At 59.8% G+C, this 14,972-nt stretch carries 2 protein-coding genes; both read right to left on the bottom strand.

Annotated features, from left to right (window positions below; translation table 11 throughout):
• Positions 1-43: 43 nt before the first annotated feature.
• Positions 44-277 carry a hypothetical protein gene (locus AOA62_RS14165; RefSeq protein ID WP_099548941.1) on the bottom strand — a complete coding sequence of 78 codons (234 nt, stop codon included), beginning with the start codon at positions 275-277 and terminating at the stop codon, positions 44-46.
• On the bottom strand, positions 264-14,951 hold the full coding sequence (locus AOA62_RS14160) for a filamentous hemagglutinin N-terminal domain-containing protein (protein ID WP_099548940.1): 14,688 nt from the start codon (positions 14,949-14,951) through the stop codon (positions 264-266). Before AOA62_RS14160 ends, AOA62_RS14165 begins: the two co-directional genes overlap by 14 nt.
• Positions 14,952-14,972 lie beyond the last annotated feature (21 nt).

Here is a 14,972-nt window from a genome sequence, read left to right as displayed (position 1 = left end):
CGGGCCGTCTTGTTATCCAAGCCGTGCTCACAGGCACGCCTGACTAGCGCCTAAAGATGATTGATTTTGCGAAGTCTGCATACTTATAAAACCAACTCAACGCAAACAAAATCGAAAATGGCATTCCCAACCATACAAATACCACATCAAATTCCACCTCAAACCCTGCGGAAATAAACAGGACTGGCAACAATGCCAGCAGGCAGCCTATGGAAAGCATTACGACTAAAATACCCGCCGCCATTATCGCCGAAGACATCAACTTACTTACCGTCACCCTTAGCCTCCTCGTAAAAGCCGTAGCCCTTATAACCCACTCCGCCGACATACACACCCAGCGCAGTACCAAATGGCGTTTTCGTACCTAACAGCGGAATGATAAAATTATTATCCATCTTCGGAACCAAAACCCCGAAGATCGAACCCTTCCTCAACCCATCCGAAGCCCCCATCACGAGAGGGACTTTCCCAAAGCCAGCACCGGCGGAAAGTAACGTATCCGCCCCTTGGTAGACCAATGGACCATAGCCACCTGGAATCAAGTCAAACGCCGACTTAACAGGGTTGTAGCTCTTAGGCTCATCCCCCCAGAAATGGTTGTACATCCCCGTGGTTCCTTCCAAGACATTACCTGCTCCAAACGCACTCATGGGAGCGCCCACGAAGCAGCCCGCAGCAGTGGCGCATAGCGTAACGCCTGCACTCACGGTCATGCCACCCAACCCCGCTGTGACTGCACTTTTTCCGACTGGGATTACATCGGACGTTGTTCCGTCAGCCAGACGATCAAAAAAACTATAGTTAAACAGCCCTTTTTCTTGCTGCACTTGCGCCCACGTAAGTTCATTACTGAGTCCAGCCATATCTGACTCCGTAAGGTATTTATTACGGTACTCTTCGCCGCCTCGTTCAAACTCCGCCCAGCATTTCGTCAGAAAACAGGTCGCTTTTTCGAGATTTTCTTTTTTGAAATCTCCTTTTTCAGTCTCTTGCTGTATAGCGTCAATTTCATCTTTATGTGCAGAACGATTGTAGAGGGTAGCATTTTTCGCAATCCATCCACCTTTCTCGATGGACTTCGCATCAGCATCTTTTTGCGAAGCTGCCGCCAGAACACCGACTATTTGAGAACTCATAGCTAGCAGATTCTTATCACCGCTAACCAACGAATCCAAGTGAACTACAGCCGCTTCGTTAATACCCGCCGCCAGCGCGCCGGTCTTGAAGTCTCCACCGGTGGCCTGGGCAAGTAACCCACCGACCATCGCATGCACCAATATCTTCGGCGGGTAGCCATCAGTCAGTTTGCCCTTGGTGTAATCCCCCACAGCATTGAAGCTTGCCGCTGCCAACGTGTTGAACAAAGCGCCTTTGAGTGCATCACCAAAGTCACCACCTTGCCCGAGCGCTTTGCTCAGCAGCGTCGACGTGCCGTTCTGCAAGGCTTGGTTCGCCGCAAACTGCCCAACGCCGGTCCAGGTGTTGAGGGCTGGCGAAGTGATAACAGCTCCCGTGCCTGGATTGGTCTGCGTGCCTGTCCAACCATCAAAAAGCCCCGCCGTCAGGCCTGCCGTTACACCCGATATCACGTAGCCCTTCATTGCATCCGACGAGGTGACGTCCTTGAACACCGCCCCAAGATTGCCCCGGTTATTGATAACGCTGACGCTTGCATTAGTCGCTGCACTTGAAGCAACCGCACCCACCGCCGCTCCCGTAGCACCACCACCCGCCGCAGCCGCAGCCATCGGCCCTACGACCGCAGCCATCACGATCGCGATAATGATCTGCGACGCAGGACCAAGCCCGGAATTGCTGTATTTGAAGCTGTCGTGGATCTCCTTGACTTGATGCCAATCTACATCGCCACGCTTTTCCGCTTCCTTTATCCATGCCAATTGCGGGTCAGCTTTGACCATTGCATCAATGGACTGACTAACGGTTTGCTGATTGACCTGCGTCACATCAATTTTCAAACCATCCACCGCTTTGATCGCAATAGCGCCTGCAGCGGCCATTTGCGTTTGACGCACGGTTTCGTCGGTATTGCCTTTGCCTTTGGATGACACCCAAAAAGCGTTGTTATTGGACTTCTCGTGGCTTTCCTGATGAAGGTCCTTCACACCTTCGAACGTCACACTACCGCCACTGGCAATGGTCAGATCATTGCCACTTTCCAACTTCGCCGCCTGGTACTTCTGGTCACCCTGGCTTTGAATCGTAAGGTCGCCACCGGTTTTTATTTCACTGCCGATGTTGGTGACTTTAGTCACTTCGTCACGCTGGGTTTTCTTAGAGCCCCAACTCCCCTTCTTCTTCATGTCATACAGCGAATAATCGCTGTCTTCAGCCGACAGCAAGCCCAGGTTGCCGCCCGCGACCAGATAAGCCTCATCCCCCGCACTAATGCGGCTGGCGGTCATTAGCAGGTCCTTACCCGCACCAAGCGTTACATCCCCACCCGCATTCAGCGTGGTCGACACCTGGCTCACATGATCTTCCTGACGCTTCTCCTTTTTGCTCTTTCTAGAGGAATGTTCCTCATCCGCCGCCGAAGCCAGAATCAAATCAGCGCCTGCACTCATGCTGATATCGCGTTTCGCATCGATTTGGCTGGCAATCGCCGTGATATCCCGGCCCGCCTTCACGTTGATATCGCGCCCCGCCTCAACGCTTGAGCCATGTTGCGTGGCGCTGCTCGTTTGCAGACGCTTGCCCATGTCCATCGCGTTTTGCTCTTCGGCGGACACGAAGCTCACATCGCGCCCGGCGACGATCGTCATGTCACGACCGCTTTGCAAACCACTGCCTGCGCTGGTTACGTTTTGCCCCGCCTTGATACTCAGATCATTCGCCGCCTCAACCCGCGCAGCGCTATCCACATAATCGCGATGCTGCGAGTACCCTGCCCCTTTGTCATCCCAACCGGTCACGCTGCGTTCGTTGATCACATCGCCATTAATGGCGGTCAACGTCACATCACGCCCTTTGATGATGCCTCCGGCTTTGTTGACGATATTGTTGCCCGCCAGCAGGTCCAGGCGGTTGCCTGCTTCGATCAGCCCGCTGTTGGTCATGTCGTTGGCGGCCTTGGCCGACAGGTTGTTGGTGGCCCGCAGGGTGCCGGCGTTAACCAGGTTTTCGCCGGCAATCAGGTTCAGGTCGTTACCCGCGATCAAGGCTCCGGTGGGTGCAAGACGGTTGTTGGCCTGGGCCAGATACAGCACCGGCACCAGGACTTTTTCACCGTTCACTTCGTGCTCTTCCAGCCACACGATGTCATGCGTCAACGCCGCGACCTGTTGCGAGGTGAGGCTGACGCCCATCGACAGGTTCAGTTGCTGCTTGCTGCTGATGGCGTTGTCCATCAGGTACTTGAACAGTTTTTCGTCGGTGGTCTGGCCGTCGATAAAGCGTTGGCCGGTGCGTGCTTGCACGGCCTGCTGAATCAAGCGCTGTTCGTAGAGGCCATCGCCCAGGCGCTTCCAGCTTTCGTCCGGGTTGTAGCCCACGCCTTGCAGCAGGTAGTCCGAGCTCATGAATTGCTTGAGGTCGGTGAGTACCGGGTTGGTTTCGATCAGGTATTTGTGCGGTTGCGATACGGCACGACTTTCCGGCAGCCCCTGGACGCGGCTGATGGTTTGGCTGGCCAATGCCGTGGGTTGGCTGACCTGCGGTGGCTGTACGTTACCGACAACGGGTACGTCGTGGGCCGCCGGGGTAAGGCCCGGCAGTTGGGTATCCGGCGGTGCGATCGCAGCAACGTCTGCACTGCGCGCAACGGTCGACAAGCCCGGCACACGCAGATCAGGGAGAGCCCCGTCAGATGACGTATGCACAACCCTATCGCCTGGCGTTACGGCAGGCAGGTCGATGCCCGGCCGCGAACCATCGACCGCAGGCTGGGGGACACCCGTAGGATTGCGGGCGTCAATGCCATCGACGCGGGTGATGTCTATGCCACTGGTGCGACCCGGTGGCAGGGGCTGCACATCGGCGCTGCCCACGGCGCCGGTATCAATGGCACTGGCAACCGCGTTGACGACACCGGCTTCACGAGCGGCCACGGCAACTTGGCGCGTGTTGGTGGTCACTTGCGCCGCGCCACCCACCTGAATCACACGTTCGTGGGCGCCAGGCAGGGCTTGTTGGCGTTGGCTTGGGTCCAGGCTGGCGCTGCCCAGCGTCCAATCCTGATTACCAGCACCTGCCTGCCCCGTAGTGCCACTTTGGCCACTTAAACGAAACAATCCGTTCTGCCCGCTGGGCAAACCGAAGCCCGGCAGGGTCAAGGGGTTGACCTGCTGTTGGGCAAGGTCGGGCGGCAATTGTGCATTGAGCACTACCACCCGGGTTTTGTTGGCGCCTACGCCGGTGTCCAGCGAACGGCCATCAACCGCCAGCGCGGTCTTGATCACGTTGATGTTGTTGATGCTTTTACTGGCGGTGAGCGCAGCGTTGCCACCGGCCTGAATAATCGCCGGGGCCACCACCTGGGTGCCGCCTTGTACCGCGATGGGCTGGTTGATGCCGGGAAACAGCGACGGGCTGAACCGCGTCATCAAGGCCGCAAACGCCGCCTCATCCACCGGCGAACCCTGCGGGTGCGCACGGTTATAGGCCTGCACCGCGGCGACCATCTGGTTGTATTGGCCTTTGGAGATTTTGGTAATGCCGCCGTACTCCTGGCTCTGGGAGCCGGAACCACCGGTGGCCGCCAGGTTCAGAATGTTCTCGCCGCTGATCGACAGATCGTTAGCAGCCGACACCACGCTATAGCGGTTGGTGAAGTTCTGACCGGTAATCACCATGTTGCGCCCCGAACTGATCGTGGCGGAAGGCGAGTTCGCTTCGATCACACTCTCAACCGTGCGGCTCAGGGACACCGCCGGGCGCCGGTCGCTCCAACCGCCGCTGCAATGCTGGGTACAACGGATGCTCACGCCCACCGAGGTCAACTGCTGGTTGAGGGTGAATTTCTCGCGCTCGTTGACCACGTCATTGGCCGACAGTCTGAGGTCGCCCACACTCTCGATGCTGGCAGAAACGTTACGCACACTCTGCGCCAGAGTGCCAGCGGCTACACCGGCCACCGTAAGGTTGCCCAGGCTGTAGATATCCGAATAGTTGTTGGTCAGGCTGCCGAGGTTGAAGGTCGAATCCTGGCCACTGAACAGGAAACCACGTGCGCCGATGCCGCTGGCGGCGTGGTCGTTGAGCAGGCTTTGTGCCGTCAGCACCAGGTTCTGTGAAGCCCCCAACGTGCCGGTGTTAACGATGCTGCCGGCGTTGATGCGCAGGTCGCTGCTGGAGGTCAAACGCCCCCGGTTGAGCAGTTGGCCCCCGGTGGTCAGTTGGGAAGCGCCGCCGCCTGCCACACTGGCGGCTTCATTCACGGTTATCTGCGCGGCACTCAAGCCCAGGTTGCCCAGGCTGCTGTAGCGCCCATTGCCGCCATAACTGCCGGCCAGGGTCAGATTGGCCGTGCCGTCGCTGGCGATCAGGCCATCGTTATTCCAGTTGCCGCCGTTGCCCGTCAGGCTGTCGGAGGCGAGTAACTGGCCACTGGCGGTCTGGTTCAAGGTATTGACGTTGACCGTCAGGCGCCCGGCCTGGATCACGCTGCTGTTGGTCCAGCTGTCTGCGGCCAGGGTCAGGCCACCACGGGTCACCAGATTGCCGCCGGCATTGATCAGGTTGGCGGTGGCGATATCAAAAGTGCCGGTGCCGCCGTGCAGCAGACTGCCGCCCTGGTTCAGGAAGCTGCCGGCATTCAGGGTCAGGTCAGCGTTGGAGGTTTCCAGTCGTCCATTGCGGTTATCGAACGCACCGCCGAGCTGGAAATTGGTTTTGCCGCTACGGCCCAGCGCGCGCAGTTGCCCGCCTTGGTTGTCGACACTGGCGCCTGTCACGCTCAGGGAGCTATCGCTTTCAATCACACCGCTGCGGTTGATCAACGCGCCACCAGCGCTCAGCTCAACCGCGCGACCTGCAATTTGCCCGGCGCTGTTGTCCAGCTGTGCACCACTGACTCGCATCAAGCCGGTGGCATACCCCCCGCCGTTGGCATTGGCGAAGTAGTTGGCATTGACCACTGCATCGCCGGTCTGCGCAGCGATGAAGCCGTTCTGGTTGTCGAGGCGGTTGGCAGTCAGGTTCAGGCTATGGGCCTGGAGTGTGCCACCCTGGTTATTGAGGTCACCGCTGACACCCAGGCTCAGGCCGGTCTGGCCCTGCACCTTGCCCTTGGCGTTATTCAATCCCACTGCGTTCAATTGCACGTCGGCGTCCTGGCTATAGATCAGGCCGTCGTTAGTGTTTTGCACGATGCCGGTGCTGGTGATCGCCACACGATCCTTACTGGCAAGGGTGCCGCCGCCACTGTTGTTCAGGCTACCGGCGAACAGCGTCAGCAGGCTTTGGCTGATGATTCTGCCCTTGGCGTCGTTGTTGACCTGCATCGCCCGCTGCAGCAGCAGTGGGCCGGAACTGGCAATGCTGCCGCCGCTGTTGTTGAGGGTGCCGAGCAGGTTGAGGGTCAGGCGACCGTTGGTGGCCAACGTGCCGCTGTTGTTGTTCAGGTCGGTGCCGGTGACGGTCATCGCTTGTTGGGCGTTGATCGTGCTTTGGTTGGTCAGTGTTACCGCTTGCAGATCCAGCGTGGTGCCGCTTTCGATCAAACCGCCATCGGCGTTGGTCAGCGCACCGGTCACGATAAGCGTTTGCCCATCGCCACTGGAAAGTACGCCTTTGCCACTGTTATCCAGGCTGGCGGCACTGACGCCCAAGCGGCCCTGGCTAACCAGCGCGCCTTCGTTGTTGTTTTGCAACGCGCCGCTCAGGCGCACATCGATTGCACCGCTGCGGCTGGAGAGCGTGCCGTTGTTACGGTTGTCGAGGTTGCCACCACTGACGTTCAGGCCTTGCCAGCCGGACAGCAGGCCTCTTGCGGTGTTGTTCATGGTGTCCGCGTTGACAGTCAGCACTTGGCTGCTGATCAGCTTGCCGGCGCGGTTGTCCAGGTTGCGCGCCGTCAAAGCGAAGCTTTGCAGGCTGGAGATTTCACCGCCCTGGTTATTAAGGTCGCCCAGGTTTTTCAGGGTCAGCGGGCCGTTAGTCAGCAGCAGACCGTTGCGGTTGTCCAAATCACTGTTGTTGAGGTCCAGGGTCATTCCCTGCTCACCCACAACGCGACCGCCCGCCAGGGCCAGAGCGTTGAGGTTCGCGGTCAACACACCTTTGGCCGAGACCTCACCGCCGTTGCCGGTGTCGAGGCCGGCGGCGTTGAGATTCAGGGTTTGCTTGGCACTGATCAAGCCTTGGTCCTGGTTGTTCAGCAGGCCATCACTGGTCAGTTGCAAGTCGCTGCGGCTATTCAAAGTGCCGCCTCGGTTGTCGACGGAGCCTGCGTGAGCGTCGAGGCTGGCGGCGCCGATCAGGCCTTTGAGGTTGGCCAGGGCTTGATTGACGCGCAGGGTCAGGCCCTGATTACTCAGCAGCTTGCCGTTGCTGTTATCCAGACTTTGCGCGGCCAAGGTAAAGGCTTGGGCGCTGGAGATTTCACCGTTCTGATTATTGATGCTGTTGAGGTTGTTAAGCGTCAGCGGGCCAATAGCGTTGATCAATCCGCCTTGGTTCTTCAGTTGGCCGTTGTTCAGGTCGAGACTCAAGCCAGCGTTGCTGAACAGCTTACCGCCCTGCTGATCCAGCCCGGTGACGCTGGCGGTCAGCGTCTTGGCGCTGCCGATGCTGCCGCCGTTGGTCAACTGTGCGGTGGTCAGGGCCAGGGTGTCGCCGCTGTTGAGGCGGCCGGTTTGGTTGTTCAGCTCGCCTGTGCTGACCGTGACCGGGCCTTTGCCGCTGATGATGCCTTGCTGGTTGCCAAGATTGGCGCTTTGCAGTGTCAGGCCGCCGTCGGTGACCAGTTTGCCTTCGCTGTTGTTGAGGCTGTCGGTGACGGCGACGCTCAAACCATTGGCGCTGGACAGGCTGCCTTTGCTGTTATTCAGGCTGCGGGCTTTGACGGCCAATGCGTCTTCGCTGCTAAGCACACCCTGGCTGTTATCGAAATCACCGGCGAGATCCAGCTTCAGCGATTGCTGGCTGAGCAGCTTGCCGCCGTTGTTGTCCAGCATGGAGCCGGTCAGCGTCAGGCGCTCGCCGTTGAGTTCGCCGAGGGTGCGGTTGATGACCTGATCGACTGCAAGGCTTAACGTACCGCCTGCGAACACCACACCTTTGTCGCTGTTGTTGAGCTGCTGACCGGTGACGCTGACGTCGGCGTTGCCGGTCAATTCGCCGGTGCGGTTGTCGAGCGTCTGCACGTCAAGTTTCAGCGCTTTTGTGGCGCCTACCAGACCGTTGCGGTTATCAAGGTTTGCGCCGCGCAGGTTGAGCTCGTCGGTGCTGATCAGTTTGCCGTTTTGGTTATCGAGGTTGCTGGCGCTGATCGTCGCAAGCGCCTTGCCCGCGATCTCGCCATTGCGGTTGTCCAGCGTTGCGCTGGTCAGCAACAAGGCACCGTCGGCGATCACGCTGCCGCGTTGGTTATCGAACAATTGGCTGGCGCTGAGGGTGACATCGCCACGCCCGCTGAGCACGCCTTCGGTATTGTCCAGGCGAGTGCTGCGCACATCCAGGCTGGCGGCGTTGAGATGGCCTTTGAGGTTGGCCAGCAGTTGGTCGACACGCAGGGTCAGTGCCTGGTTGCTGATCAGTTTACCGTTGCTGTTATCCAGGTTTTTTGCGACCAAGGTAAAAGCGTTCTGGCTGGAGATTTCGCCGTCGCGGTTGTTGATATTGGCGAGGTTGTTCAGTGTCAGCAGCGGTGCGTTGATCACACCCGCGTTGACCAGTGCGCCGTGGTGCAGGTCAAGGTTGAGTTGTGTGGTGCTGACCAGTTCGGCGCCGTCCAATTGCGTCAGGCCGGTGACGCTGGCATTCATTGCGCCGACGCTGGCGATATGCCCGCTGTTGGTGAGCTGGGTGGCGCTGAGGTCGAGCTTGTCGGCGCTGATCACACGGCCGTCGATGCCGTTGGTGAACTGTCCGGTGTTAACGGTTGCCAGGCCTTGGCTTTTGAGCAGGCCGTTGGTGTTATCCAGGCTGGCACTGGTCAGTGTGAGGTTTTGGGCGCTTTCGACGGTGCCGCCTTGGTTGATTAGCGCCGCTGCACTCACAAGGGTCAACGGTCCTGCGCTGGAAATTTTGCCGCTGGTGTTGTCAATACGCTGGCCTGCCAGCGCCATCGAGCCTTCGCTGGTGAGCTTGCCGCCTGTGTTGTCCAGGCCTGCCTTCAGTTGAAGCGCCAAAGCACGCTGAGCGCCAACAGTGCCATCGGTGTTATCTACTGCAGTGCCGGTAAGCCGAGCGTCCTGGGCAAAGATCAAACCTTTGGCCTGATTGATCACCTCGGCCATCGCCAATTCAAGCGCAGTGCCGGCCAACAACTTGCCTGCACTGTTATCCAGGCGTTGTCCGCTGAAATCGACACTCTGCTGGCTGGAGATTTCCCCGCTGCGATTGTCGGTGCTGCCTGCCTTGAGTTTCAGCACTTTTGTCGCGGCGAGCAAACCGCCGTTCTGGTTATCCACGGTGGCAGCGTTGAGACTCAGATTACCCTTCGCGACCAACTGACCGCCCTGCTGATTCAGCACGCCAATCGTGGCGTCCAGATCATCCTGGCTGGCGATGCGCCCTTTGGCGTTTTCAACGGTATCGAGGGCCAGGCGTACCGGGCCAATCGCGCTGGTCAGGCCGTTCTGGTTGTTCAAGGACTGGCCGTCGAGTGCCAGCGCCTGCTTGCTGTTAAGCACACCTTCACGGTTGTCGAGCTGGCCGACGTGCAGGTTCAGCCCCTGATTGGCGCGCACCGCGCCGCCACGGTTATCCAGGCTATTGCTGCGCAGGGTCAGCAGGTTCTGTCCGGACAGGCGACCGGTGCGGTTGTCCACACTCCCAGCCTGGATGTCCATCACGCCTTTGGCGAGCACGGCACCTTTGGCTTGGTTATCGAGCAGGCCGTCGACTTTCACCGTCAGGCTGCCATCGGTCGCCAGACTGCCGGACTGGCTGTTATCCAGGCTGGCCGCGGTCACGTTCAAACGCTGGCCGGCGCCCAAGGTGCCGGCCTGGTTGAACAGTGCACCGCGGGCGGTCAAGTCAAGGCTGATGTCGCCCATCACATGACCGTCGTTGCGGTTATTCAGGGTCATCGCGTTGACCACTGTGGCGCCGCCGCTGGAGACTTCGCCGTCGTCGTTATGCAGGTCAGCCGCCAACGTTAACGCGAGGTCTTTGGAACTGCTGAATACGCCGTGGGTGTTATCCAGTCGCCCAGCTTGAGCAGCCAGGCCAGCCGCAGAAATGACGCCCTTGAGGTTGATCAGCGCTTGGTCGACTTTGAGGGTCAGCGCCTGATCACTGAGCACATGGCCGTTGCTGTTATCCAGACTTTGTGCGGCCAGGGTGAAGGCACGCTCGCTGGAAATTTCGCCGTACTGGTTGGCGACCGTGGAGAGGTTTTTCAACAGCAACTGACCCGGCGCATGGATCAAGCCACCGGTGTTATCAAGAGCGCCGTGATTCATGTCCAGGCTCACGTCGCTGGTGCTGTAGAGCTGCCCACCGTTGCGTTGGTCCAGGCCCGCGAGGCTGGCGGTAAGTGCCTTGTTACTGGCGATATGGCCGTCAAAACGGTTGTCCACGTTCCCTGCCGTCAGCGCCAGGCGATCAGCACTGGTCAGGCGCCCGCCACTCTGGTTATTCAACGCGCCGGTCGTGATGCGCACAGCGCCGTCACCGATCATTTTGCCGCCGCGGTTGTCGATGCTGGCGCTGCTCACGGTCAACGCCATCGCGCTGAGCAGCTCGCCGCTGCGGTTGGTCAGTACGCCGCTGGCGGTCAGATCCAAAGCCGCACCGCTGCTGAGGCGGCCGCTGTCGTTGTTCAGTGTGGCGGTTTGCAGGGTCAGGCTCTTGTCACTGCGTACGGTGCCTTGCTGATTGTTCAGTTGGTCCAGTTTCAGGCTCAGTGCGCCGTTCGCTAAAAGTCGACCTTTGTTGCTGTTGTCGAACTGCCTGCCGTTGAACGACAGGTCGGTGAGGCTGGAGACTTCGCCGCCCTGGTTATTCAGGCTATCAACTTTCACCACCAGCGACTGGCGAGCGTTGAGCAAGCCACCCTCGCGGTTATCCAGTTGCGTGGCGCTTACCTGCATCGGCCCGGCTGCCGTTACGCTACCGCCACGGTTATCGAATTGCTCAATCGCCAAGGCCGCCTGCTGACCGCTGACAAACCGACCGCCACGGTTGATCGCGATGCCGCGGGTAGTGACGTTAAGCAAGCGGTCACCCTGCAACAGTCCCTGGCTGTTATCCAGGCTCATGCTGCTCAAGGTGGTGGTAGCACCGATGACTTCACCGTGGTGATTGTCCAGGGCAGTGTCGACGGACAGTGCCAGATCATCGCGGACGTTCAGCTTGCCTTCGGCGTTAACCAGGCTGTTTGCGTGCAGGTCCAACCCCGTGGCAGCGACCAAGCCTTGGGTGTTGTCCAGCGCACCGGCAACACGCACCACAAGGCCTTGCTCGCTGAGCAATTTGCCGCCCCGGTTATCGAGGCTGCCTGCGGTAAACGCCAGGGCCTGGGCGCTGGAAATTTCCCCGGCCTGGTTATCGACACTGCTTAAGTTGCTCAGTAGCAGCGTGCCCGGCGCGTGAATCAAGCCGCCTTGGTTATTCAGGTGGCCGTGGTTCAGGTCAAGGTTTGCACCCGCTTGGCTGTGGATATTGCCTTTGGCACTATTGTCCAGGCTTGCCGCACTCACCAGCAACGGGCCGGTTGCGCTGAACAGCCCGGCCTGGTTCAGCAGGTGCGCGCTGATCAACGCGCCAAGGCGACCGTCGCTGGTCAGCTTACCGCCACTGTTGTCCAAGCGCGTAGCGGTGATGTCCAGCGCCTGCCCGGCGAACAGCGTGCCCTGGCGATTGTCGATCAAGCCTGAGCTGTTGAGCGAGAGCATCGCGTCGCCTTGCAGCAGGCCCTCGCGGTTATCCAGCGACGCACTGTTGACCGACGCCGTGCGCGCCAATAGCTTGCCACTGCGGTTATCCAATGCTCCGTCGATCTGTGCGATCAGGCCATCACCCGCGCTGAGCGTGCCGCCTTGGTTAGTCAGGCTGGCGGCGCGTACATCCAGCGTTTTAGCCGAGATCAAGCCTTGCGTGTTATCCAGTGCGTGGGCGATACGCAGGGCCAAACCCTGCTCGCTGAGGAGCTTGGCGTGCTGGTTATTCAGGGTATCGGCGGCCAGGGTAAACGCCTGGGCGCTGGAAATTTCGCCGCCTTGGTTATCGACGCTGGCGAGGTTGCTCAGCAGTAATTGGCCAGGGGCGTTGATCGTGCCGCCCTGGTTATTCAAATGCCCATTATTGAGGTTGAGGCTTACGTCACCCTGGCCGAAGAATCGACCATCGTTGTGCTGATCAAGACCACTGATACCAGCATTCAGCATTTGGCCCGCGCTGATGCGGCCGCCCTCACTGTTATCCACTTGGCCGGCGTTCAAATTAAATGCGACGTCACCGCGCAAGGTGCCACGCTGGTTGTTCAGCGGGCCGCTTGATTGCACGGTGAGGTTACGGGCGACGAGACTGCCCTGTTGGTTATCAAGGCTACCCAGGCTGAGGCGTACATCACCTTTGGCGGCAAACAGACCGGTCTGGTTGAGCAATTGCCCGGCAATCACCGCGACCAACACGCCGTCGCTGGTGAGCGTGCCTGCGCTGTTGTCCAGGCGGGATGCATTGAGGGTAAACGTTGCACCTGCCGCCAATGTACCGCGCTGATTGGACACCACGCCGCTGCTGAGCACCAGGGAGCGATCACCTTGCAGGCGGCCACTGTTGTTGTTTAATTCACCCGTGGTGGACGCCAGGTCGGTGGCCAGCAACTCGCCGCCGCGGTTGTCCAGCAGGCCTGCGGTGTTCGCCGTCAGTTGATTAAATGCGCGGAGCTTGCCGCCCTGGTTGTTCAGGCTGGCGGCGTTGACGTCGAGGTTCGACGCCGAAACCAGGCCCAACGCATTGTTCATTGCACCGGCGATACGCAGGGTCAGGTCTTGGTCACTGAGCACTTTACCGGCGCCGCTGTCGAGGCTGTTGGCGGCCAGGAGGAATGACTGCGCGCTGGAGATTTCCCCTTGGCGGTTATCGACCGTGTTGAGGTTGTTAAGGGTCAATTGACCGCCGGCGTTGATCAGGCCGTTGCGGTTATCCCAGTGACCTTGGTTGAGGCTCAACGTCAGTGAGCCTTGGCTGGTGAGCGAGCCCTTTTGGCTGTTGTCGAGGGCGCCAGTATTAACCTGTGCCGTCTGACGCGATGCAATTCGCCCGCCCTGGTTATTGATCAGCCCCGTCGCATTCAGGCTCAGCGATTGGCCGGCCGAGACCAGGCCGGCGACGTTATCCAGTTCATTCAGTTGCAGCGTGACCTGCGCCTGGCTCGACAGCTCGCCGTTGCGGTTGATCAGTTGCCCGATACCCGCCGTGAGGTTGCCGGTGCTGGTGACCAAACCACCTTGGCTGTTGAGCAGTTGCCCGGCGGTGATCCCAAGACTGCCTGCGCTGAGGAGGCGGCCCTGGTTCTGGTTGTCGATCTGCGTGGCCGTCAACTGTGCGTCGCGCCGGGCGCTCAAGGTGCCGCCCTGGTTGGCCAGTTCGCCGCTATTGACGCTGAGGTCGCGGCTGGCGATCACGGTTTTGCCGGTGTTGTCGATGGCCTGCGCGGTCAAGCGTACATCGCCCTGGGCATTGCGGCTGTTATCGGCGTTGACGCCTGCTTCGATGATCCCGTTGTTGGTCAAGCGGCCGCCGGCGTCCAGCGCGATGCTGTCCTTGGCGGCCAGGGTTTGTTGCGTGGTGAGCGCACCTTGGGTGTTTACCGACAGATCAGTACCGGCGTAGACCGCCGCCTTGGCTTGCAAGCTGGCCGCTTTGACGGCGACAGAGGTGCCTGCCGTGGTTGTGCCCATGACCACATTGCCCGCAGCATCAATCTGGATATCACCGCCGGCGACCATATCGCCCGACAGCTTCACGCCCACACCGGCCTCGGTGCCGATCAGCTTGACCGCGCCCACATACATGCCGCCCAACGCCGACGAGTCAATCGCCAGGTCTGGCGCCTGGCTGCCATCTGCCGCCCGTGCGGTGGCATTTAAGGTGCGTGCGTCCACATCGTTGCGCCCGGCGACGATGGTGAGTTTTTTCGCCTGGATCTGCGCATTGATGGTGGTAGCGCGGGTGATGATTTCGAACTGGTCGACATTGGTCGCGTTGAGGCCCGCGCCTTCGATGGCGACGTTGCCTTGATCGACTTGATAGCGGCTGATCTGGCCGTTTTCGATCACCGCTTTACCGGTGGTCAGCGTGACTTGCGGCGTGTTGATAAAGCCGCAACCGTTGCAACTGATGCCATACGGGTTGGCGACAATCACATGGGCCGACTCCCCCGCCACTTCGGTGTAGCCGCGCAGTTGGCTGGGGCTCCCGCCGTTGACTTCGTTGAGGATGATATTGGCAGCGGTGCCGCGCAGGTTCGGGTTGCCGACGATGATGCCACCCAGTTGTGTGGCCTGGGTGCGGTCGGTGGCGTTGTTGAGGATGACGCCGTTGGCACCGACGTTATAGTCATGAAATTGGTTGTGCGAGAGGCCATTGGTATTCGGTGCGGCGATATTGACGATGGGCACGCCATTGCCCGCCTGCGCGAGGCCTGTGCCCGGTGCACTGACCACAATGCCGTCGGCCTGGGCCAGCAACGGGTGCCAGAACATCGCGTTGGCCAGGATTAACGCCAACCCGCGTTTAGGCAGCCCCAAAAAGTGGGAACGGCTTTTTACGGCAGCAGAAGGCTGGCGCACGAGGAAGGCGAACTGGCGAACGTCCATGTTGTGTCTCGATACCCGAAG

Source organism: Pseudomonas sp. 2995-3, assembly GCF_002742565.1.
GTDB classification, from domain to species: Bacteria; Pseudomonadota; Gammaproteobacteria; order Pseudomonadales; family Pseudomonadaceae; genus Aquipseudomonas; species Aquipseudomonas edaphica.
This window is presented reverse-complemented; position numbering and strand designations above follow the sequence as displayed.